Raw genomic sequence first — 23052 nt, 5'->3', positions numbered from 1 at the left:
TCAATTCCAAAATCTTTGCCACCAGCTGCGTGTGCCGCCTGTGTTATCAAGCCGACAGCTAACCGCGTCGCTGGGGAGGTAGTCACTGTGCAAAGGCAGCCACATGGCGCCTTCGCAACCCTCGGCGCTGAGCTTGCCCGAGGCCCGATCAATCCAGTCAAAGGTTACCCCCTCGGGCGCTTCGGTGTTCACGCCGCGAGTGGGCAATTCGCTCATTAAATCCGCCCACACTTTTAACGCGCCGCCGCTGCCGGTCAGCGGTGTTTCGGCGTTGTCATCACGCCCCACCCAGGCAATGGCCAAATGCTCGCCACTGAAACCGGCAAACCAGCTATCGCGCTGATCATTGGTGGTACCGGTTTTACCTGCCAGGGGTAAGTCAGCCGGGAAACGGTGGTACACCTGTCTGCCGGTGCCTTCGCGCAACGCCGCCTGCAGCGCGTACTGCAGCTCAAAAACGCCTGGGCCACTAAAGCGCTGCTCTATTTGCAGTGGGTAACGTTTAAGAGGCTGGCCGGTGGCGGTGAGCACATCGCGGATAGCCCGCAGCGGGGTATAAGTTCCCTCGGCCGCCAGGGTGTGATAAATACCGGCCACCTCGTAGGGCGACATATCGATGGCGCCCAATGTCATGGCCGGTACCGGGGGAATGTAGCCGTCAAACCCGGCGCGCTCCAGCGTATGAGCGACTTGGCGCAATCCCAATTGCATACCTAGTCGGGCGGTGGCCTGGTTGTACGAATGCGCCAACGCTTCGATCAACGGCACCTGGCCGTGACTTTGGCGCGAGTAGTTTTGCGGCTCCCAAAGCTTGCCGTCGTCGCTGGTCACGGTCACGGGGTCATCGGCGATGGGTGAGCCCAGGTGGTAAGCGGCAGGCTGCTCCAGCGCCGCCAGGTACACAAACGGTTTCATCAGCGAGCCCACCGGGCGCTGGGCATCTAGGGCACGGTTAAAACCGGCGTAGCGAGGGTTGCGATCCCCCACCATGGCCAGCACTTCACCGGCGCCCACCGAAGTCACCACCATCGAGGCCTGTAACCCGTCCACCTTGTAGGCAGACTCCAGATTATCCAAACGCTTAGCCACTGCCTCTTCGGCCTGGCGCTGCACCATGGGCGACAAAGTGGTGAAAATACGCAGCCCGTCGCTGCGCAGGTCTTCTTCTTTGTAGTCCCGCGCCAGCTGGCGTTTGACCAATTCAACAAAGGCGGGGTAAGTGCTTTGCGAGTTCTGCCCGGGTTTGACCACCCCCAAAGGCGCCGTCTGTGCCTGTTTGAGCTGAGCATCGTTAATCAGCCCCTCGCGATGCATAACACTCAGCACCAAATTACGGCGCTTGGTGGCCCGCTCGGGGTTGCGCCAGGGGTTATAAAACGAAGCCCCTTTTACCAAGCCAACTAACAGCGCCACTTGCTGCGCGTTCAGCTCAGACACGGGCTGACGAAAATAATACTGCGACGCCAAGGCAAAACCGTGAATGGCGCGGGCACCGCTCTGGCCCAGGTACACCTCGTTAATGTAGGTTTCCAGAATTTCCGATTTGCTGTAATGCACCTCCAGCAACACCGACATTATGGCTTCCTGCGCTTTACGGGTCAGGCTGCGCTCGTGGGTGAGGTAAAAGTTTTTCACCAGCTGCTGAGTTAAGGTGCTGCCGCCCTGCACTACTTGGCCCGAGCGCAAATTCACCCAGGCGGCGCGGGCAATCGCTGTGGGCGATACGCCGTAATGATCGAGAAAATCTTTGTCCTCGACCGCCAGCAGCGCCTCACCCAGCAGGGGCGGTAAATCGGATAATTGCACCAACAACCGGTCTTCGGCCTGGGTGGGGTAGATGCCGCCAATTTGTTCCGGCTCCAGCCGCACCAGTGGAATATGCTCATCCTGCGCCGTCAGGCTGGCCACACCCGAAGGGCCCAGCACCACATCGAACAGCAAGGCTTTATCCCGGCCATCCCAAAACTCAAAGCCGCGACTGTAAATGCGATAGCGCGTGTAGCCGCCCGCGCGATGGCGACTGAAATAACCGGGGCGGCTGACGCTTTCAACCGCGCGATAACCCAGTGCGGTCAACTCCAGCTCCAGCAGGTTTGGGGTCAGTGCAGCACCTTCGTACAGCTCCAGCGGACGGGCGTACACCCGCGCCGGAAGCGACCACTTTTTGCCATCGAATTTATCGCGCACCACAAAGTCCAGGTACACCACCCATAAGCCACCCACAATCAGGCTGGCCAAGACCGCGTAGATCAGCAAGATTTTAAATAGAGAGCGGCCGTGCCGCTTCTGAGTAGGCTTTTTCTTACGGGCGCGGCGGCGCGGGGCTGAGGTACGGCGTTTGGTCATTGGGTCTCGGTCAGTGTCTTTGCCTGGAGCGCGGTTATTTTGCATAATGTGCGCCCGATTACAATCATCGGACCACAGACAAGTCCGCAAACGCGGATAAAAAACGTGAGCTGGCCGAGATTCCCCCTATTCCTAAGAGGCATTTATGACTGAGCACTACCACATTTATGGCATCGGCGCGGCGCTGGTGGATATGGAAATTACCGTTAGCGACGATGACCTGAACACCATGGGTGTGGATAAAGGCGTAATGACCCTGGTGGATGCCGAACGCCAAAGTCAGCTGATTGCTCACCTGGAGGATCACCTGGTGGCCTCACAGCGCGCCAGCGGGGGGTCGGGCGCCAACACCATTATTGCCGCCGGGTATTTTGGCTGCCGCAACTTTTACTCGTGCAAGGTGGCCGATGACGAAAACGGCCACTTTTATCTGAAAGACATCGAAGATGCCGGGGTTACCTACCCCAAACACATCGGCACAGCCGAGGGCATCACCGGTAAATGCCTGGTTATGATTACCCCGGATGCCGAGCGCACCATGAACACCTTTTTGGGCATCAGCGAAACCGTTTCGGTAAACGAGCTGGACGAACCCGCCATTGCCGCCTCCGAGTGGGCGTATATTGAAGGTTATTTGGTCAGTTCCGAAACCGGTCGCGCCGCCGCCATCCAATTGAACCAGTTGGCGCGTCGCAATAACACCAAAATCGCACTGAGCTTGTCCGACCCGGCGATGGTTAAGTTTTTCAAAGATGGCCTAACCGAAATGATTGGCGATGGTGTGGACTTACTGTTCTGCAACCGCGACGAAGCGTTGGGATACACCAATACCGAAACCTTGGACGACGCCATAGCGGCGCTGAAGCCAGTCGCCAAGACCTTGGCCATTACCTGTGGCGCCGAGGGCTCGGTGGTGTTTGATGGCGAGCGCGAGCTGCACATTCCCACCGAGCAAGCCAAAGCCATTGATACCAACGGTGCCGGGGATTTGTACGCGGGCGCTTTCTTGTACGCCCTGAGTAAGAAAGAATCTTACGAACGCGCGGGCCAATTCGCTAACAAAGCCGCCACCCTTGTAGTCACCCAGTACGGCCCACGCCTGCGCGCCGAGCAGCACCGGGAATTGAAAGACGCGTTTTTTAGTGCATAAAATCTTTTAAACGCTCGTCCAGATTCGGATGAGTCGAGAGATAATCGAACCACCGAGAACTCTCATCCTCATCCGCCTCGGCGGCTAACTCTTCACACAAACGTAAACGCTCGGCATCGCTCAACTCTTTTTCATCCACATCGGCGGCATCTTCCAGCAGCGCCTGGCAATGCATAGTCTCCCCAAGGCGGCTCATTAAATCCACAAACGCCTGACGATCGATACCGGCACTGTCGAGATATTGCGCAGAGAACTGATCGGCTTCTGTTTCATGATCACGCGAGTAAGACAGGGTCGTCGCCAGCACCGGCAAGCCCAAAAGCAAATCAGCCATAGCGGTGCCGTCGCCCACCAAAGTCACATAAGCAAAGCCCAGCACGGCGTTTTGAATCACAGAGCGCAAACTGTGGCGCAACTCCACATGGCCAATCTCGTGCGCCAGTACCGTGAGTAACTCCTCGTTCGATTCGGCCAGCTCGATCATTTCATCGGTAAACACAATGGTGCCATCGGGCAGAGCAAAGGCGTTGGCGCCTATGCGCTCACCGCCGCTGCGAAACAAGACTTTTAACGGCAGCTCCGGGTATTCGGCCAGCACAGGGGCAAAGGCTTGCTGCAAGGCTTCTTTTTTCTCCGCGCTTAATTGACTGGGCGAAAAATACACCCGGTCCATCACCTTCATGGACTCTTTAGAAACAGTATTCAAGGTGTCTTGCGGCAACTGGTAGGCAATGGCCTTGCTGGCAGCGGGAATACCGTAAACCACACTGCCCCATACAAAAACAGCCACTATCAAGGTAGCTACCAGCACTAACCCAAGGTGAGATTCTAATGTGTGCAGCAGGTTACTCCACAGCCCCGGTTGCCATTGGCGCTGCATTTCATCCACCGCGTCATTTTCTGTAGTTTCGAAAGCAGCGCCATCCGCAAAGCGGATAAAGCGCGCGGTATTACCCAGGCGCGAGGATACAGACAAGCCTGCTGCGCCCGCTTGCGCCAGCAACTGTTGACTGACCTGCTCAATAACCTGCACCTCGCCGTCAGGGCTCAAGCGCAAGATCGCCTCGCGCTTTGCAGAGTCTTTACCGCTGTACCACAGCCCGTGGATATCCACTTAGAAGCCTACTTCGATATCGAACAAATCACCCACAGATTCGGCCAGCGCATTAACATTTTCACGCTCTTCGGCGGCAAAGGCTTCCATGTCTCCCACAAATTCGGCGCTGGTGTGATCGGCCTTGTACTGAGCAGTACGCATTTTCGCCCAAGGGATAAATAAACCGAGCGTCACTACAATGAGAATGGTATTGGTAACAATCAACCAAAGATAAGGCCACAGTGGCCAATCGGCTTTTAAGCGGTGCTCTTGCAAAGTAATCGCGTTGTAGTTCACATTCGCCATGGCCGTAACAAAGTAGGCAAAAGCCAGTAAGTAAGCGGCGAGCATCAACACCACACTGGTAAAGCCCGGCAGCCACTTACCCAAAAGAAAGGCCGAGCCTAACAGTACCGCGTATATCACAAAGGTGAGCACAAAAATTTTGTAGTAATCGCCCACACCGGCAGAAAAATCAAACTCGCTGGTGCCGTAAGCGTGCTCTGCGTAAACAAACTTCTTCTGTTGGTAATACGCCATAGGGGCCAAAATACCCAAAGTAATCACCGCCAGAATCGGCCAGAGAATATACGCTTTGACTGCCTCACCCAAGCGCCCATTAAACGCAAAGGGCACGTTGCGATAACTGGAGTAGCGCGCGTTAAAACGCAGCGATTTACACATCACCCAAGGCAGGAACACAAACAACAGTAAACTTACCACCACACCGGCCACGATACTGAACTCGCCGGCGAAGGTGTAAACCAGCAAAAACACAAACGCGATAATGCGTCCAATTAAAATCTTTACCGGATCGGCCGTATAAGAAAAGCTGACATCGTCCAGATAAGTGTTGCCGTAAAAATACTGTTTGTTACGCACTTTAGCCCAGGCGGAATAGATGCCCAGAGTCACAATGGACAAGAGAATATTCACAATCCAGATTTTAAAGTACTCAAAGCCGTTGCCGGTAAACACAAAATCAACGTCGCGGGGTTGACGATTCGTCGAATCTGGTGGCGATACGTTCGATGCACCGCTCGCCTTGGGTGGCACTGGAGGAGGTGTTACAGCAGTTGTGGTTTGTTCATTTTCAACGCCAGAGGTTTCCGCGTCTTCGTGCATTTCACAGGCAACGCCCACCTCAGATAAACGCTCAAGGTATTGTTGCGCCTGTGAATAGCTTAGCCCACTTTTTAATACACGCCGTGGCCTGGCAAATATCTGTTCGGCTTTTTCAGGTGGCAGTTTAAACAGCTTGGCGAAACCCGCCTGCGCCTGCACATCGGTCACACCTGGCAGCGCCCCCAAAAGAATAATGTGGTACGTTTTATTATCGTTTGACATAGATATCCCTATTGCTTTTCTTTGTTCTACTGAGCTCAACACTGAGCTATTTAACTAACCATCGGCTAAAAGCCTGCTGGATGCATGATGCCTTAACCGCACACCGGACAATGCGGATCCCGAGGTAAGCGCATTTCTCGCCACTGGCCGGTTTTTCCATCGTAAAACTGGATACGCCCGCTGAGTGTATCACCAAAACCGGCCAAAAGTTTGAGGGTTTCCAGCGCTTGCGCCGAGCCGATAATTCCCACCAAGGGGGCCAATACCCCGCTGGCAGCGCAGCTTAAGTTTTCATCCGCCTGCTCTTCATACAGGCAGCGATAACAGGGACTGTCTGCACGGCGCGAATCAAATACTGCGAGCTGCCCTTCGAGTCGTATCGCCGCCCCTGAGACTAATGGCACCTTGTGCCGCACGCAGGCGTTGTTGATGGCAAAACGGGTACTGAAATTGTCAGAGCAATCCACCACCGCCTGCACCTGAGGTAAAAGCTCATCAAGCCGCGCTGGCGATAGACGTTCACACAATGTCTGAACCTGTACATCAGGGTTAATTTCCGCCAGCTGCGCCTTGGCTGAAGCGACTTTGGTTTGCCCGATACGCGATTGAGTATGAATAATTTGCCGCTGCAGGTTAGACACCTCCACATGATCGTCATCGGCAATGATCAGCTCGCCCACCCCGGCCGCCGCCAAATACAGCGCCACCGGCGCGCCCAGGCCGCCCGCACCGACAATTAACACATTTGCGTCCAACAACGACTCTTGCCCGGCGATGTCCACCTCGCCCAGCATAATTTGCCGCGAGTAACGCAGCAGTTGTTGATCGGTTAACTCAGCCATGCCATTGCCCTAAGGTTATTCGCTGGTGCCCAGCCAAATCTTTTTCGCTACGCACACGCGCAAAACCCGCCTGCTGCAGCAATTGCTGCACCTGCCCCGCCTGCTGCCAACCGTGTTCAAACAGCAGCCAACCACCAGCGGTTAAAAATTGCGGCGCACGGACAGTGATCAGCCGAATATCATCCAGACCATCAGCGCCCGAGGTAAGCGCTGTGTACGGTTCAAAGCGTACATCGCCCTGCTGTAAATGTAGGTCTGTATCGGCAATGTAAGGCGGGTTGCTGACAATCACATCAAAAGGCTCGGCATTTTCCAGTGCCCTGAACCAATCGCTTTGCAGCACGCGGATGGGTAAATTCAAGCGCTGGCTGTTCGCCTGTGCCAGCGCCACCGCACCGGGCATTTTATCCACCGCGGTGATGCACCAGTGTTTTTTTTCTGCAGCCAGAGCCAGAGCGATAGCGCCGGTGCCCGTGCCCAAATCCAAAACGCGGGCCGACTCGGCAACACCGAGTTGCAGTACGGTTTCTACTAACAGTTCGGTTTCAGGGCGCGGTATAAGCGTATCTTTGGCTGTGCGTAACGGCAGCGACCAAAATTCCTGTGTGCCGATTAAATAAGCGATGGGTTCGCCTTGGCCGCGCGCTTCAATGAACGCAAAAAACTGATCTTGCTGCAGTGCATCCAGTTCTTTTTCAGGCCAGGTATAAAGGTAGGTTCGGTCACGTTGACAGACAAACGCCAGCAACACTTCGGCATCAAGCCGTGCGCTGTCGCTGGCACTTTGTAATTGTTCGGTCGCCTGCTTCAGCGCGTCGCGAATACTGAGCATATTATTCCGACAATGCCGCCAACTGATCGGCTTGATACTCCTGCGTCAAAGGCCCGATCACCTCATCCAAGGCGCCCTGCATCACCTCGTCGAGCTTATACAGGGTTAAATTGATGCGGTGATCGGTCACCCGCCCCTGCGGGTAGTTGTAGGTGCGGATGCGTTCAGAACGGTCGCCGCTTCCCACCAGCGATTTACGCTCTTCGGCTATGCTCGCGGCCGACGATGCCTCTTGCGCGCTTTTTAATTTTGCGGCCAATAAACTCATGGCGCGGGCGCGGTTTTTGTGCTGCGAGCGCTCGTCCTGACACTCCACCACCACGCCGGTAGGGATGTGGGTAATGCGAATGGCCGAGTCGGTTTTGTTTACGTGCTGCCCACCGGCACCGGAGGCGCGAAAGGTGTCGACGCGGATATCGGCTTTGTTGATATTCACCTCTTCCAGCTCGTCCGCTTCGGGCATCACCGCAACGGTACAGGCAGAAGTATGAATACGCCCCTGAGATTCGGTTTCGGGCACACGTTGCACGCGGTGCGCACCGGATTCGAATTTAAGTTGTGAATACACATTAGTGCCGCTTACACGGGTGATAATTTCTTTATAGCCGCCGTGCTCACCGGGGTTTTCACTCAGCACTTCAATTTTCCAGCCCACTTTTTCACAGTAGCGCGAGTACATACGGAATAAATCGCCCGAGAAAATTGCCGCTTCATCGCCGCCTGTACCGGCGCGAATCTCCAGAAACACGTTTTTATCGTCGTTAGGGTCTTTGGGTAGCAGCAGTTTTTGCAGCTCCACCTCAAGTTCTTCTTTGCGAGCTTCGCCCGAGTCGATTTCTTCGCGAGCCATTTCACGCATATCAGCGTCGCCCTCGTTGAGCATGGAGCGCGCTTCTTCCAAGTCCTCCATTACCGTGCGGTAGGCGTTATAAGTCGCCATAACCGGCTCAAGCTCGGCATACTCTTTGGACAACTCACGGAATTTATCCTGATCGGTAATGACATCACCATCGGACAAAAGCGCGCTGACTTCTTCGCTGCGTTCACTGAGTTTATCCAGTTTTTCTAAAATTGAAGCTTTCATTCTTTCTCGCTGTTATCCAGGTCATCTTGCGTTATCGCAAATAATTCATGGGCCAACCGCAGGGTATCACCCTGCCCTTTGGCACTGGCTTCACGCAGCGCAGTGGTGGGCGCGTGCAGCAGTTTATTGGTTAAGTTACGGGCCAATTGAGCAACCACTTTTTCGCTGTCACCGCCGCTTTGCAACTGTTTTAAAGCTTTTTTCAGCTCCTGTTCACGCAGCTCGTCAGCCTTTTTACGGTAGGCGCGAATGGTATCCACCGCATCCAGAGCGCGCTGTTCACGGCGGTAAGCGTTAACGCCTAACTCAATAATTTCCATCGCCCGCTCGGCGGCTTCTTCGCGGCTTTTGCGGTTTTGGTCAATCACCGTGTTCAAGTCGTCCACGGTGTATAAGTACACATCGTCCAATTCGCCTACTTCGGCTTCAATATCTCGGGGAACCGCGATATCCAGCATAAACATGGGTTTATGCTTGCGTTTTTTTAGCGCCGACTCTACCGCCCCTTTCCCCAGCAGCGGCAATTGACTGGCGGTAGAAGATATAACAATATCGGCACGGTGCAGCACATCGGGAATATCCGCCAGCAGTACCGCTTCGCCTTTATATTGTCCGGCAAGCTCCTGCGCTCGCCCCAAAGTCCGGTTGGCAACAATAATGTACTTAATGCCTTGTTCGGCCAGGTGGCGCGCCACCAACTCTATGGTTTCACCGGCACCGATCAGTAAAGCGGTGTCTTGTTTTAAGTCTGAAAAAATCTGCTGTGCCAGAGTCACCGCGGTGTAAGCTACCGACACCGGGTTCTGGCCAATGGCGGTTTGGCTGCGAACCTGTTTAGCTACGGCAAAAACCTGCTGAAACGCACTCTCTAACTGCGCACCTACCGCACCGGCCTCTTTTGCCTGCGCGTAGGCCGATTTCATCTGCCCTAAGATTTGCGGCTCACCCAGAACCAGAGAATCCAGCCCACCGGCTACTTTCATCATGTGACGCAGAGCCTCATCACCCTCCCACAAATAGTGACAAGAGGCCAATTCCTCGGCGCTGATACTCGAGTGTTCTGTCAGCCAGGCGAATAGCTCTCGTGAATCACGCTCACAATCAACGTAAATCTCCGTGCGATTACACGTAGAGAGAATGGCAATTTCTCGAGCTCCCGCACGCGCCCGAGCCTGATTCAGTGCCGGTACCACTACATCTGGTGCAAAGGCAAGCCGCTCTCGTATATGGAGAGGAGCCGTTGTATGATTGATGCCAAATGCCAATAATGTCATGCAGTAACAGTCGATGCCGAGATAAGGGGCGTCATTTTCCAGCTCATAACGCTCGCTGACAAGGGGCAGTTTACACCCGATAAGAGCGTAAGCAGGAATCGCAGACGGCACACACTAGGAATATGTAATGAAAGTAGTACCCAAATTGGCGCCAGCACTCGCACTGGCCAGTTTAATTGGCTGCGTCAGCCAGACTCCGGCACCAGAACCTGAAGTAATACCGGAAACCTCCAGCACGCCGATCGAGCCCACTCCAGCCCCGACCCCAGCGCGCCCGTTTACCAGCGATACCCTCTATGCACTCTTGAGCGCTGAATTTGCCGGTAGTCGCGGACGTTTTGATGTGGCTCTGGCTAACTACTTACAACAGGCAGAACAGACCGGCGACCCTCAAGTGGCCGAACGCGCTTACATGATCTCGCGCTATATGGGAAATCAAGACGCCGCCTTAAACGCTGCCACCTTATGGGCCGAGTCCGACAAAGACAACGAGGAAGCCCAGGCCGCGGCCATTCTAGCGTTAATTGAGGCAGATCGTTTACTCGAAGCCTTCAACGCAACCCAGAACACCCACACCCGGGACAATGGCGCCTTGCTGCAAAGCATTGCCGCCAATGGTCAAAATATTACCGACACCCAGCGCGAAACTCTGCTCAATCAGTACCAGCAAAAGTTGCTGCAAGAGCCTGAGAATGTGCCCCTGTTGATCGGCACTGGATTGTTATTGCAACAACAAGGTCGTGGCGATGAGGCTTTAAGCCTGGCCGAGCAGGCTATTGAGCTTGAGCCTGACAACACCCACGCCCTGGTGCTTAATTCAGGGTTACTGCACGAGCTTGATCGCTCCGATGAAGCCATTGCACTGGTTAAAGCCCAGCTTGATAACGACCCCGGTAATCACCGCGTCCGATTGCAGTACGCGCGCTTACTGACATTCAGCGACCTAAACGCTGCGCAGCAGCAGTTTCAAATTCTGGCCGATGCCAACCCTCGCGACCCTCAATTACAGCGGGCACTGGCACTCATCGCTCAGGAACGGGGCGATCTCGACACCGCTGAAACCGCTTATTACGCGCTGTTAGACATGAACGACAGCGCCTCCGAAGCTCATTTTTTTCTCGCCCAACTGGCCGAACAACGAGGCGAGCCGGACGAGGCCCTGCGCCATTATCAAAAGGTTGAACCTGGCGATGACTTTTACACCGCCACCTCAAAGGTGTTTGCCATTTACCTGCAACAAAACCAACCCGCTAGCGCGGATAATTACTACCGCCAGCTTTTAGGCCTTATGGCCGACAACCCAGACACCGACCACTTCACCGAGCTGACCATCATTTATAACCAAGAACTGGTAGCCGCCAATAAGTACGACGAGGCACTGCAACTGCTAAACGACAGCCTTGCCAGTCGAACCGATGATGAGCACCTGCTGTACGCCCGCGCCATGGTGCACGATGCTACCGGCAACATCGCTCTGGCAGAGCGGGACTTGCGGAGCATTATTGAATACGACCCGAACAACGCTACTGCACTCAACGCACTGGGCTACATACTCACCGAAAACACCGAGCGCTATTCAGAGGCTTACGATTTTATTAAAAAGGCCTTAGAGCTTCAGCCCAACGATCCCGCCACAATCGACAGCATGGGCTGGGTGCAATATCGACTGGGGAACCTAGACATAGCCGTACGCTATCTGGAGCGTGCCCTGACTATTTACCCCGATCACGAAATCGCCGCCCACCTGGGCGAGGTGCTGTGGGTATCAGGCCAACAGGAAGAAGCCCTTACTGTCTGGCGCCAGGGGCTAGAGATCAACCCGCACAGTGAATACATTCATAACACCTTACAACGCCTGAATGTTCCGGCCGAGCCACCGACCAGCGAGACAGGCTCGCGCTAATGCCCAGCCGACACTTCAAACCCTTTGGCCTGACCCTGGGGTGGTTATTGACGGCACTACTATTAAGCCATTGCGCCCAACTGCCGCCTGCGCAATCGCCAGACGCGTTGAATGTATCGGTCAATCAGCAGTCCTTACGCAACCTGAAACAGTGGCGGCTGCAGGGCAAGCTGGGCGTTCGCTTACCCGACGACAATGGCTCGGCACGCATCAGCTGGCAGCAACAAGAGACCGCTTTTCTTATCGCTCTGTCTGGTCCACTGGGCCAAGGTCGGTTAGAGATCGAAGGGGAGCCGGGGCGGGTAGAGCTGCGCGATGGTGAACACCCACCCACGAGTGCCGACTCCCCCGAGGCATTGATTAGTCAGGCTACCGGCTGGAACTTACCCGTCAGCGCCCTGCGCTACTGGGTGCTGGGCATACCGGTAGCGGGTGCCGACATCCGCACAGTAAGTTTTCGCGAGGACGAGCTACCCGAGCACTTTACCCAGCTGGGCTGGCAACTTCACTTTAAGCGCTACACGGAGCACCGCGGCCTTTGGCTTCCCAGCCTGCTAAGCGCCACGACCACAACGCCGAACGGTGAAGAGATCCGTCTGACCCTTGCCATTCATCAGTGGGAGCTGGCTCATGACTGAGTTATGCCTGCTCTCCCCCGCTAAGCTCAATTTATTTTTGCATATCACCGGCCGCCGCCCCGACGGCTATCACCAACTGCAAACTTTGTTTCAACTGCTTAACTATGGCGACACCCTGAGCTTCCGCTTACGGCACGACACTGGCCTACAGTTATTTCCAACGCTGCCCGGCGTACCGTTTGAGGATAACTTAATCATCCGCGCCGCCCGCGCCCTGCAAGCACAAGCACCCTCCCCATTACCCGGCGTGGACATTAATTTGGATAAACGCCTCCCCATGGGCGGCGGCATTGGCGGCGGCAGCAGTAATGCCGCCACTACCTTAGTAGCGCTGAACACCCTCTGGCAGCTGGGACTGAACCGACAACAATTGTTAGCTATAGGCACAAAGCTCGGTGCCGATGTACCTGTATTTATTAACGGCTTGACCGCTTGGGCAGAAGGTATTGGTGAACAGCTTTCGCCCATAAAAACACCAGAGTGTTGGTATCTTGTACTGGCACCCCAATGCCACGTCAGCACCGCTGAAATTTTTTGCCATAAAGATTTGACAAGAGACACACGCCCCATTAAAGTAGCGGCCTTCTCGCAGGGGGGCAGTCAAAACGACTGCGAAGCACTGGTTAGAAAGCTTTACCCTGAAGTAGATAACGCACTGATTTGGTTGAAAAATTTTTCACCATCTGCGAGAATGACAGGCACTGGAGCTTGCGTGTTTGCAGCCTTTAGTAGCGAATCTGAAGCCAAACAAGTTTTGGCCAAGGCGCCGGAAAACTTACCCGGTTTTATCGCTCAAGGTATTGCTAAATCACCACTGCTTGATCTGGTAACTGACTAAGCACCACTGGGGTGTAGCCAAGCGGTAAGGCAGCGGGTTTTGATCCCGTCATGCGAAGGTTCGAATCCTTCCACCCCAGCCATATTTCCTCGGTATCCAACGCGGCGCAACTCTAGCGCCCCTGCTAGAGTTTGAAGACACCATCCCCTGACTTCACTCTGGCCTTGCTGCCGAGATTAAAAATACAGCACTGCGCCCGGCGCAGTGCTTTTGTTTTATCTGCACTATGCTGATAAACCGAACCACACTGTAAACAAAAGGGTACCTGACGTGACGGACTTAATGGTCTTTACCGGCAATGCCAACCCCGATCTTGCAAAAAAGATTGTCGATCAACTGGGGATGACTTTAGGTGATGTTTCCGTTTCTCAGTTCAGCGATGGTGAAGTCGCTATCGAGCTGAACGTAAATGTCCGCGGACGGGACGTATTTGTGGTGCAACCCACCTGTGCCCCCACCAACGACAACCTTATTGAGCTGATCGTCATGGTCGATGCCCTGCGCCGTGCATCCGCCGGGCGTATCACCGCGGTGGTGCCCTACTTCGGCTACGCCCGCCAGGATCGCCGCGTGCGCTCTGCCCGGGTGCCCATTACTGCTAAAGTAGTGGCCGACATGATGGTCGGCGCAGGCATTGACCGCCTGTTAACAGTCGATCTGCACGCCGAGCAAATTCAGGGCTTTTTTGATGTGCCCGTCGACAACGTCTACGGCTCACCGGTACTGCTCGAAGACATCGAAAAACAAAAGTTTGAAGATCTGGTGGTGGTATCGCCGGATATTGGCGGTGTGGTTCGCGCCCGCGCTGTAGCCAAACAATTAGGCGTGGATTTGGCGATTATCGATAAACGTCGCCCCAGCGCTAATGTGGCCGAAATCATGAACATTATCGGTGACATCGAAGGCCGCACCTGTTTGCTGGTAGATGACATGGTCGATACCGCAGGCACTTTGTGCAACGCGGCCTCTGCACTGAAAAAACAAGGCGCAAAACGAGTTGTGGCCTACGCCACCCACCCGGTGCTATCGGGCAAGGCGATAGACAACCTCAACAACTCAGAACTGGACGAGCTGGTCGTCACCGACTCTATCCCGCTGCGCCCCGAAGTAGAAGCCTGTGGTCGGGTACGTGTACTGACCCTGTCAAGAATGCTGGCTGAGGCGGTACGCCGCCTGAGCAACGAAGAATCTCTGAGTGCGATGTTCCGTTAACCCAAAGGGTGACACGGAAGCTCAGACAACCGCTGCAGCGTAATCGCTACCAAGCAGCATGACACAACCCCATACGGTGTTCTGGTCGCGGACCTGTATGGACTAAATGAGGATATTCACTATGAGTGAAGATTTTGTATTGAATGCATCAAGCCGTGAGGATGCAGGGAAAGGTGCGAGCCGCCGCCTGCGTCGTCTGGACGGTCAAGTTCCTGCTATCGTTTACGGCGGCAATAAAAAGCCAGCCAGCATCAGCGTTAGCCACAAAGACCTGAGCAAACAGTTGGAAAACGAAGCGTTTTTCTCGCACATCATCTCCTTGGTGATTGACGATAAAGCCGAAGACGTGATCCTGAAAGACCTGCAACGCCATCCGGCCAAGCCACAGATCATGCACGCCGACTTTATGCGCGTTTCTAAAACCAAGAAGCTGAACACCAGCGTACCGCTGCACTTCTTGAACGAAGAAAGCAGCAAAGGCGTTAAGCTGCAAGGCGGCAAGATTGTCCACAACATGGTTCAGCTGGAAATCAGCTGTCTGCCTGCCGACCTGCCTGAGTTTATCGAAGTTGACTTGGCAGACGTTGAAGTAGGCCAGGTGGTTCACATCTCCGACATCAAACTGCCAAAAGGCGTTACCTCGGTAGCCCTGTCTCACGGTGACGATCACGACCTGCCGGTTGTGGCCATCAACAAGCCGAAAGGCGGCAGCGACGATGACGAAGCCGAAAGCGAAGCTGAAGGCGATAGCGAGTAATCGTTCAGGGTAAACCATACCCTTAAGGCACTGTGTTATGGATACACCGGTTCAGTTAATCGTCGGCCTGGGCAACCCGGGCACCGAATACGACCGAACCCGCCATAACGCAGGCGCCGATCTGGTGTCTGAACTGGCGCGCCAGGCAGGCACCAGCCTCTCCCCCGAGAAAAAATTCTACGGCGACACCGCCCGTATATCCCTTGGCTCGCGCCAGGTGCATTTATTAATTCCCACCACGTTTATGAATCGCAGCGGCCAGGCCATTGGCGCCCTCGCGCAATTTTATAAAATAGAGCCCGAAGCCATTCTAGTCGCCCACGACGAGCTGGATTTAAATCCGGGCGTTGTACGGTTAAAAATCGGCGGCGGCCACGGTGGCCATAATGGTTTGCGCGATACCATCAGCGCCCTCGGCAACAACAAAAACTTTGCCCGCATCCGCATCGGCATCGGCCATCCAGGGCACGCCTCAAAAGTGACCGGCCATGTACTGAAACGCGCTGGCAGCGCCGAGCAACAGTTAATCGATGACGCCATCGACCGCGCTATTGATGTGCTGCCACTGGCGGTAAAAGGCGAGTGGAATAAGGCAATGCATCAATTGCATTCGCAATGAGCGTTAAACCTCAAAGGCGCTCTAACATTTCTAATCATAACCCCGCGCGGTCTATCTAGCGGTTCGCGCAAACAGTCAAAGTGTGAGAAGAGACCCTATGCAATGTTTCCATAACTTTTTGGCCGGCGCTACTTTGTCTTTATTGGCACTTTCCTCCGCCCAAGCGGCCACAGTTCAATTTCAGACGGTAATGGGCGACTTTGAAGTTGAACTGTTTGACGAGACCACCCCTGTCACCGTGGCTAATTTCTTAGAGTATGTGGAAGCCGGGGCCTACACCAACTCGATCGTGCACCGTTCGGTAAACGACTTCATCATTCAAGGTGGAGGCTTCACTTTTGACATAGAAAACAGTCAAGTTGAGAGTGTCCAGCAGCGCGGCCCCATTTTGAACGAACCATTTTTATCTAACACTCGCGGCACTATTGCCATGGCAAAATTACCAGATCAACCCGACAGTGCCGTCAACCAGTGGTTTATCAACCTCGAAGATAGCAATGAATTCCTAGACTCAGTCAACGGAGGATTCACAGTTTTTGGAAAGGTAACGGATAAAGGAATGGAGATTATCGATGCGATTGCCGACCTAAAGATCGCCGATTACCGATCACTAAACAGCAGCTTCAAAGAATTACCGCTTCGCGGCGTTACCTCCGCCGATATCAGAAATAAAGTTCCACTAAGCGAGGACAACCTGGTTCTCATTAAAAATATTATGATTCTGAGTGCATCCGATACCAACCTGGACGACAATGCGGCAAGCAGCATAAGCAGCTCTTTGAGTTCTAGCAGTACGAGCAGTACATCAAGCGATTTTAGTGACAGCAGCCAGTCCAGCTCAACAAGTTCTGATATTGCCATTAGTTCCAGCAGCTCAAGTAGCGTACTCGTTAGCTCTTCAAGCTCAACCAGCCCTGTATCCCCCATAGACTTTTCCAACTCAAGCAACTCTTTCAGCCCGGACAATAGTAATGGAGGCGGTGGCAGCACCAGCCTGCTTACCTTGTTCCTTTTAAGCTTCGCCGCTATAGCTCGTGGTACCAGGCGCCACTTCCGCAGGCAGTAATCAATAAAATTGCGGCTTATAACCCTAAGCGAACGCCCTAGTTTCGCCAACTCTGACAGATTGTCGGCCTCTTTGTGCTTACGATAAGCGGGCCGACACAACCGCCCTACACTTTCTAACAAATTTTACGTTTAAATATTGTTAATCTTTGGCACCAATAATCACAACGCAAGAGAGACACTATGCACTACTCCCGTAAAGCGCTGGCAGGGATAGCCTTTACGCTGCTGGCAGGCGCGCCGGCTCACGCTACCACCGTTCAATTTCAAACCGTGATGGGCGACTTTGAAGTCAACCTGTTTGATAAAACCACCCCCGAGACCGTGGCCAACTTTTTAGAGTATGTTGAGGCAGGAGCCTATCAGGACACATTCTTTCATCGCTCGATACCGGGCTTTGTTGTGCAAGGTGGCGGGTTCCATTTTGATATTGAAACCGACAAAGCATCCGCGATTCCTGCCAACCCAACCGTAATTAACGAACCGGTTTACTCCAACCAACGCGGCACCATCGCCATGGCAAAGCCCAGTAACGACCCCAATGGCGCAACCAATCAATGGTTTATTAATCTGAAGGACAACAGCTCTGACCTGGACAGCACGCAACAAGGCTATGCGGTTTTTGGCCAGGTGACAGGCAATGGTATGGCCATCGTGGATGCTATTGCCGACCTAAAATTTGGCGATTTTTCACAGACCGGCGCATTTAAAGACTTCCCTTTTTACAACCTTCCAGTGCGTGACTTTAGTCAAGAAGACTTCGATGATGGAGCACCTGTCACCGAAGATCACCTTGTATTAATCCAAAACATCGTCGTGCTGGATGCCAGCGAAGATACCGCCGACGGCCTTAATCCAAAACTCAGCACAAAAGATGACAACAATGGTGGAGACGGCGGCAGTGGCGATAGTGGCGGTGGCGGCAGCACCGGGCTACTGGGTTTATTGGCGCTGGCCGGTTTGGGAGTGCGTAAGCTGCTTACAAGCCGCGCATAAACGGCACTAAGGATATCGCCAGTATGGCGGCGACGGCCGCCAGAGCGAGCAACATTTTTATTGGGTGGCGCCACAGCTGCCCAATAAAGCTGGGCGCTTCGCCACGCGCGTGCAAGGCGTGGTGTTGCGCCTGTGCTTCTTGCTGATACTGCGCCTGATATTCCTGCAAAACCTGCTTGGCCCGTTCGGCATCATCACGATTGCGCACCCAAAGGGCATCCACACCCAAGCGCCAAAAGCCGGAATCGGTCTGGTAGTGCTCAATACCCTCGGCATCCAAGCGTTCGATTAAGCCCGCGACCTCATCAAAGTGAGCACCGCCGGTGCGCATCAGCAAATGGCTCAAGCCAAAGCCTCCAATAGTTTGATTTCTTCATGCAGCTCGGGCGCCAGTAGCGCTTTTTGCTTGGAGTGTTTATCCAGCAGTACAACCCGAGCCACCCCGGTGGTCACCACCATGCCCTGCGCCTCGCTGTAAATTTCGTACTCTTGAGCAAAGCCGAACTCTTGCATCTCGGTAATCGTGCAGCCCACCGTTAAAGTATCGGGGTAACGCACCGGGCGCAGGTAACGGCAACTGCTTTCAGCCAATACCGGCACAATCCGCCCCAGATCAAATACGCCTTTTGCAGAAATATGCCGCATATAGGCGATACGTGCCGATTCGAAATAGCGGTAGTAAATCACGTTGTTAACATGGCCAAAGGCATCCATTTCGCCCCACTGTACATCCACATCAATTGTGATGGGAAAATTGCGGATAAAGTCTTCTCGCTCAACCACGGTAAACCTCCGTTTATCAACTGCTTCTGAACCGCCGCCCTTCGCCATTTTAGACGCTATCGGCTATGATGAGTAGCGATTCACCCAACCCAAAAGGATAGTCTATGCACGATGCCGGCCTGGCCATTGCCATTATTGGTATCACCGCTTTATTGTGCCAATGGGGCGCCTGGAAAGCGCGCCTTCCCGCCATATTATTTTTGCTGATTGCCGGTTTACTGTTAGGTCCCGTAAGCGGTGTCCTAAGCCCCGATGAGCTTTTCGGAGACTTACTCTTCCCGTTGGTATCGCTAGCGGTTGCCGTTATTTTATTCGAGGGCAGCTTAACGCTTAACTTTAAAGAGCTGGGCACCATTTCCACCGTGGTGAGGCGCATGATTACTGTCGCCGCACCGGTTACCTGGCTGATTGTCGCCATTGCCACCCACTTTTTATTTGGCCTTAACTGGGAGCTTTCGATTCTGTTCGGTGCGCTGATGGTGGTCACCGGGCCAACGGTGGTAACACCGCTGCTGCGCACCGTACGGCCGTCTGAACGAGTGGCGAACATCTTACGCTGGGAAGGTATTGTAATTGACCCTATCGGCGCACTGCTGGTGGTGGTGGTTTACGAGTTCATCGTCACCCAGAGTCAGGGCGAAGCCTTTAGCCAGAGCTTACTGCTGTTTTTAGAAATTATCATTGTCGGCCTTGCGATTGGCGCACTGGCGGGCTTTGCGTTGGGTAAAGTCTTATCACGCCGACGGCTGCCGGAGTATTTACAAAATTTAGCCACCCTCAGCCTGCTCTTTTTGGTCTTTACCACCTGTAACCATTTAGCTGAAGAGTCTGGTTTATTAGGTGTCACCGTCATGGGCATGTGGCTTGGCAATATGCGCGGCGTGCACATTCACAACATTCTTAACTTTAAAGAAAACCTCACCATTTTATTTATTTCCGGGTTGTTTATCATTTTGGCGGCGCGCCTGCCCATGGAACAGCTGCTGAGTATTTTTGCCCTCGCGCCGCTGCTACTGTTATTGATTATTCAATTTATTGCTCGCCCGGTCTCTGTCGCCTTAGCCACCCTGCGCTCTAATATTAAGTTCCGCGAGCGAATTTTACTGGGCTGGATTGCTCCACGAGGTATTGTCGCCGCTGCAGTCTCGGCGCTTTTTGCACTGCGCCTGGCAGAGCAGGGTTATGAGGGAGCGGACATGCTGGTCCCCCTCACTTTTGCCGTGATTTTGGGCACGGTGATTTTCCAAAGCGCCACATCGCGCCCACTGGCGAAACTGCTAGGCATTGTCGAGCCTGAACCAAGGGGCGTACTTATTCTGGGGGCCAACTCGGTAGCACGCACCATCGGCAAAGCCCTGCATCAACAAGATATGCAGGTGCTGCTCAGCGATTCCAACTGGGAAAATATTCGCGCTGCCCGCATGGCGGGATTAAAAACCTTTTACGGTAATCCAGTATCGGAATTTGCCAGCCAACGCCTGGAGTTAACCGGCATAGGCAACTTGCTGGCAATGTCGCCGCTGCGGGAATTGAATGTGATTGCAGGTATGCACTTTCGCAGCGAATTTGGTATTCATCGCACCTTTACCGTGCGCACCAGTGCCGACACCAATCAATCGGAAAAGCACCAGGTATCGAATCAGCTAAAGGGCTCGCCTTTGTTTAACCCGGACTTAACCTACGCCAAGCTCGCCAGCCTGATTCACGCCGGGGCGGAAATCAAAACCACCAAACTGACCGACGAATTTACTTTTGAGAATTTACGTCAGCAAGATCCAGAAGCGCTGCTACTGTTTGGCATTAACGAGCGCGGCAAGTTAAAGCCGTACCTTGCGGACGAAAAATTTAAGCCCGGCAGTGGTTGGGTCATTCTAAGTTTGGTACGTGAGGGGCGCAGCGCTCAGGCGAATAACAACTCACCGAACGCGCTGGCCCAAGAGCACAACCAGGAGCGGAAGCAGACTCAGGAGAAAAGCTAAGAAGCTACTTCAGGTGTCAGAGCAATCGGCTCTCTGAATGAGACTCTGGCATCAGCAGGGAGCGCCCCCTGCTGGGCCAGGTAATCGCGAATGGCCGCGGTTAAAGTGGCACCACCACCTGGAATTCCCTGGTTGCCAAACAGTCGGTTAAATTCCAGTAAATACGGGTGCGCCCCCACCATGGCAATATCAAACCCCGCATGGTCTACCCCCAAACGCGCCGCTACTTGCAAGGCTAACTGCACCGCTTGGTATGGCACCGGCGAATGATCGACGATACCGCCTCGCGCCACATTATTGTAAAACCCCTGCTCAGACTGATGCCGCCAATAAGCGGCCACCATTTGCGTACCGACCACAATCACACGAATATCCCGGTCAATGGGTAGGTACTCCTGCGCGTAAATCACATCCGTAAGCGCTCGATAGCGATTGAAGTCCACCAGGCTTTCCACCAGCCAGACCCCCTCCCCCATACTGGATTTGGGCAACTTCACCACAAACGGTAAATCCATCGCCTGCCACACGCGCTCCGCTTCGGTATCGGTATTGGCGGCTATCAGGGTGGTGGGCGTATAAGCGGGAGCGACCATTTCAAACGCCCGCGTCATTTCAATTTTATTATGACCAATGGCGTAACTTGCGAGGCTTGGAAAAATACGGCACCCCATGCCATAGACCAGCGCATTCACTTGCCAATATTCTGGAAACAGCACCCAATCTGTTTGACTTAACAACTCTTTGTGCTGCAAATACAGCTCGGGCTTAATAAACGTCGCATTGCTAAGTCCAAGGGTGCGAAAAGCATTGAATGAGATCATTCTCAAGGTCTCAAAAAAACGCGGATATTACTCAGTTTCATTAACCGCGCAAGCATTTTTACGCTTGCAGGGGCCGGTAGCGGTTCGCTATGCTGAGCAGCTACACAGAAGGAGCGCGTCATGCCTGAACCAGCTGGTCAACAACCATCATTAAGCAGTAAATTTGAGTCGGCCTTTAAACGACTGGACCGATGGTTATGGCAGGTAGAAAGCGCCCACCGCTCAAAAGTGCATCAAAACTTTTGGCATATTTCCCGGGTTTTAGTCGCCGTCATTCGCGATGTGCTACGCGGCCAAATTAACCTGCACGCCATGAGCCTGGTTTACACCAGTCTGCTTTCGCTGGTGCCGTTTTTAGCCCTGAGCTTCTCCGTTCTTAAAGGGTTCGGCGTGCACAACCAGCTTGAGCCCCTACTCCAAAATATTGTAGCGGCCCCTCTGGGCGACCGCGGCCCGGTCGTGGTCAATAACATTCTTGGCTTTGTCGATAACATCAAGGTCGGCGTATTGGGTTCAGTGGGGTTGGGGCTGTTAATTTATACGGTCATATCACTGATTCAAAAAATTGAGCGCTCGTTTAACGAGATCTGGCGGGTCAGTGAAAGTCGATCGCTGGCGCAGCGCTTTAGCAGCTACCTCAGCGTTATTATGATCGGCCCCCTGCTGGTTTTCAGCGCCATGGGAGCCACCGCCGCTTTGGTCAACAGTAGCGCGGTACAGCAGGCCATTACTTTCGCGCCCTTAGGCTGGGCGTTTGGCTTTTTCAGTAAACTCATGCCTTACGTCATTATTATTGGCCTGTTTACTTTCCTTTATACGTTTATACCAAACACCAAGGTCAAATTACGGCATGCTTTTCTGGGTGGTTTGGTCGCCGGTATTATCTGGCAAACCTCTATTTTTGGTTTTACCTTATTTGTTTCTAACTCCACCAATTACACCGCGATTTACTCGGGTTTTGCGGTGGGTATTTTATTGCTAATCTGGCTTTATTTAGCCTGGTTGATTTTACTGATTGGCTCATCGGTTGCGTTTTACTCGCAGCACGCCCAACAGATTACCCGCACACGGATCAACAAGCCATCAGCGCGAATTGATGAATTAACAGGGCTTGCCATCATGCATCGCGTGGCAAAGCAGTTTGATCGTGACGGCGGCGGGGTATACATCGCCAAAATGGAATCCAGCTTATCGGTTGGACCAGAAACCATACAACGAATGATAAAAAAACTGCTTAAACACAAGCTGGTTGAAATTTCTGGCACCGACGCCAACCAGTTGATTCCGGCTCGCTCGCTGGATCACATAACCGTTTATGAAATTTTTCAGGCCATCCGAGTTGAAGAAACCCTACTACCGTCTTCGCTGCAAAATGATGCCGCTGTCAACGCGATGATGCTGAGGTTTGAGTCATCCCACAAAGACCAACTCGCAGATATGACGCTGTCCGACTGGGTTCGCCAGTAAGCA

General features: G+C 53.6%; 21 protein-coding genes and 1 tRNA gene. 12 read left to right on the top strand and 10 right to left on the bottom strand.

Features of this window, described 5'->3' with window-relative positions; all coding sequences use genetic code 11:
- Positions 1 to 2391: a penicillin-binding protein 1B gene (gene mrcB / locus D568_RS0117340; protein WP_020210875.1), complete on the bottom strand. Its 2391-nt coding sequence runs from the start codon at positions 2389 to 2391 to the stop codon at positions 1 to 3.
- A 100-nt stretch (positions 2392 to 2491) separates the two neighbouring features.
- Between mrcB and D568_RS0117335 the strand changes: the two genes are divergently transcribed.
- Positions 2492 to 3496, top strand: a complete 1005-nt coding sequence (locus D568_RS0117335) for an adenosine kinase (RefSeq protein ID WP_020210874.1) — start codon at positions 2492 to 2494, stop codon at positions 3494 to 3496.
- Here the strand turns inward: D568_RS0117335 and D568_RS20605 are convergent.
- From D568_RS20605 to hemA, 6 genes are all read right to left on the bottom strand, one after another.
- The gene (locus D568_RS20605) at positions 3486 to 4610 is read right to left on the bottom strand and encodes a M48 family metallopeptidase (protein ID WP_020210873.1); all 1125 of its coding nucleotides are present in this window, start codon (positions 4608 to 4610) and stop codon (positions 3486 to 3488) included. The genes D568_RS0117335 and D568_RS20605 overlap by 11 nt on opposite strands.
- A complete protein-coding gene (locus D568_RS0117325) occupies positions 4611 to 5939 on the bottom strand; it encodes a YjgN family protein (protein ID WP_020210872.1) in 1329 nt (442 codons plus the stop codon).
- A gap of 92 nt (positions 5940 to 6031) precedes the next feature.
- The gene (locus D568_RS0117320; protein WP_020210871.1) at positions 6032 to 6781 is read right to left on the bottom strand and encodes a HesA/MoeB/ThiF family protein; all 750 of its coding nucleotides are present in this window, start codon (positions 6779 to 6781) and stop codon (positions 6032 to 6034) included.
- Positions 6774 to 7613 (bottom strand): peptide chain release factor N(5)-glutamine methyltransferase, encoded by an 840-nt coding sequence (prmC, locus tag D568_RS0117315; protein ID WP_020210870.1) that lies wholly within the window; start codon positions 7611 to 7613, stop codon positions 6774 to 6776. Before prmC ends, D568_RS0117320 begins: the two co-directional genes overlap by 8 nt.
- A gap of 1 nt (position 7614) precedes the next feature.
- The gene (gene prfA, locus D568_RS0117310; protein WP_020210869.1) at positions 7615 to 8697 is read right to left on the bottom strand and encodes a peptide chain release factor 1; all 1083 of its coding nucleotides are present in this window, start codon (positions 8695 to 8697) and stop codon (positions 7615 to 7617) included.
- Positions 8694 to 9971, bottom strand: coding sequence for a glutamyl-tRNA reductase (gene hemA / locus D568_RS0117305; RefSeq protein WP_026287125.1), 1278 nt, complete (start codon positions 9969 to 9971; stop codon positions 8694 to 8696). The genes prfA and hemA overlap by 4 nt, the downstream gene beginning before the upstream one ends.
- 127 nt (positions 9972 to 10098) lie before the next feature.
- Between hemA and D568_RS20600 the strand changes: the two genes are divergently transcribed.
- From D568_RS20600 to D568_RS0117260, 9 genes are all read left to right on the top strand, one after another.
- The gene (locus tag D568_RS20600) at positions 10099 to 11874 is read left to right on the top strand and encodes a tetratricopeptide repeat protein (protein WP_020210867.1); all 1776 of its coding nucleotides are present in this window, start codon (positions 10099 to 10101) and stop codon (positions 11872 to 11874) included.
- Positions 11874 to 12512: a lipoprotein insertase outer membrane protein LolB gene (gene lolB / locus D568_RS21270; RefSeq protein ID WP_020210866.1), complete on the top strand. Its 639-nt coding sequence runs from the start codon at positions 11874 to 11876 to the stop codon at positions 12510 to 12512. Before D568_RS20600 ends, lolB begins: the two co-directional genes overlap by 1 nt.
- A complete protein-coding gene (gene ispE / locus D568_RS0117290; RefSeq protein WP_020210865.1) occupies positions 12505 to 13350 on the top strand; it encodes a 4-(cytidine 5'-diphospho)-2-C-methyl-D-erythritol kinase in 846 nt (281 codons plus the stop codon). Before lolB ends, ispE begins: the two co-directional genes overlap by 8 nt.
- 7 nt (positions 13351 to 13357) lie before the next feature.
- Positions 13358 to 13432 (top strand) — tRNA-Gln (locus tag D568_RS0117285).
- 200 nt (positions 13433 to 13632) lie between these two features.
- On the top strand, positions 13633 to 14562 hold the full coding sequence (locus D568_RS0117280) for a ribose-phosphate pyrophosphokinase (protein ID WP_040517113.1): 930 nt from the start codon (positions 13633 to 13635) through the stop codon (positions 14560 to 14562).
- Positions 14563 to 14683: 121 nt separating this feature from the next.
- The gene (locus tag D568_RS0117275) at positions 14684 to 15319 is read left to right on the top strand and encodes a 50S ribosomal protein L25/general stress protein Ctc (RefSeq protein ID WP_020210863.1); all 636 of its coding nucleotides are present in this window, start codon (positions 14684 to 14686) and stop codon (positions 15317 to 15319) included.
- A 37-nt stretch (positions 15320 to 15356) separates the two neighbouring features.
- Positions 15357 to 15938: an aminoacyl-tRNA hydrolase gene (gene pth, locus D568_RS0117270; RefSeq protein WP_020210862.1), complete on the top strand. Its 582-nt coding sequence runs from the start codon at positions 15357 to 15359 to the stop codon at positions 15936 to 15938.
- 133 nt (positions 15939 to 16071) lie between these two features.
- Complete coding sequence (locus D568_RS20590; protein ID WP_169334812.1) at positions 16072 to 17004, top strand: peptidylprolyl isomerase; 933 nt, start codon at positions 16072 to 16074, stop codon at positions 17002 to 17004.
- A gap of 182 nt (positions 17005 to 17186) precedes the next feature.
- Positions 17187 to 17999, top strand: a complete 813-nt coding sequence (locus tag D568_RS0117260; RefSeq protein ID WP_020210860.1) for a peptidylprolyl isomerase — start codon at positions 17187 to 17189, stop codon at positions 17997 to 17999.
- On the opposite strand, the gene D568_RS0117255 is transcribed toward D568_RS0117260, so the two are convergent.
- Both D568_RS0117255 and D568_RS0117250 read right to left on the bottom strand, forming a co-directional pair.
- A complete protein-coding gene (locus D568_RS0117255) occupies positions 17983 to 18345 on the bottom strand; it encodes a DUF6164 family protein (RefSeq protein ID WP_020210859.1) in 363 nt (120 codons plus the stop codon). The two genes, D568_RS0117260 and D568_RS0117255, sit on opposite strands and share 17 nt — an antisense overlap.
- Positions 18342 to 18782: an acyl-CoA thioesterase gene (locus D568_RS0117250; protein ID WP_026287122.1), complete on the bottom strand. Its 441-nt coding sequence runs from the start codon at positions 18780 to 18782 to the stop codon at positions 18342 to 18344. Before D568_RS0117250 ends, D568_RS0117255 begins: the two co-directional genes overlap by 4 nt.
- A 104-nt stretch (positions 18783 to 18886) precedes the next feature.
- On the opposite strand from D568_RS0117250, the gene D568_RS0117245 reads away from it, so the two are divergent.
- Positions 18887 to 20761: a cation:proton antiporter gene (locus D568_RS0117245; protein ID WP_020210857.1), complete on the top strand. Its 1875-nt coding sequence runs from the start codon at positions 18887 to 18889 to the stop codon at positions 20759 to 20761.
- On the opposite strand, the gene D568_RS20585 is transcribed toward D568_RS0117245, so the two are convergent.
- Entirely contained in the window at positions 20758 to 21582 is an 825-nt protein-coding gene (locus tag D568_RS20585; protein WP_020210856.1) for an ATP-grasp domain-containing protein, read from the bottom strand. The two genes, D568_RS0117245 and D568_RS20585, sit on opposite strands and share 4 nt — an antisense overlap.
- 120 nt (positions 21583 to 21702) lie before the next feature.
- Here D568_RS20585 and D568_RS20580 point away from each other — a divergent pair, with 120 nt between their 5' ends.
- Positions 21703 to 23049 carry a YihY/virulence factor BrkB family protein gene (locus D568_RS20580; RefSeq protein ID WP_020210855.1) on the top strand — a complete coding sequence of 449 codons (1347 nt, stop codon included), beginning with the start codon at positions 21703 to 21705 and terminating at the stop codon, positions 23047 to 23049.
- Positions 23050 to 23052 lie beyond the last annotated feature (3 nt).

This window comes from Gilvimarinus chinensis DSM 19667, assembly GCF_000377745.1.
GTDB classification, from domain to species: Bacteria; Pseudomonadota; Gammaproteobacteria; order Pseudomonadales; family Cellvibrionaceae; genus Gilvimarinus; species Gilvimarinus chinensis.
The sequence above is the reverse complement of the archived record's forward strand: the minus strand, read 5'-3'. Positions and strand labels throughout refer to the sequence as shown.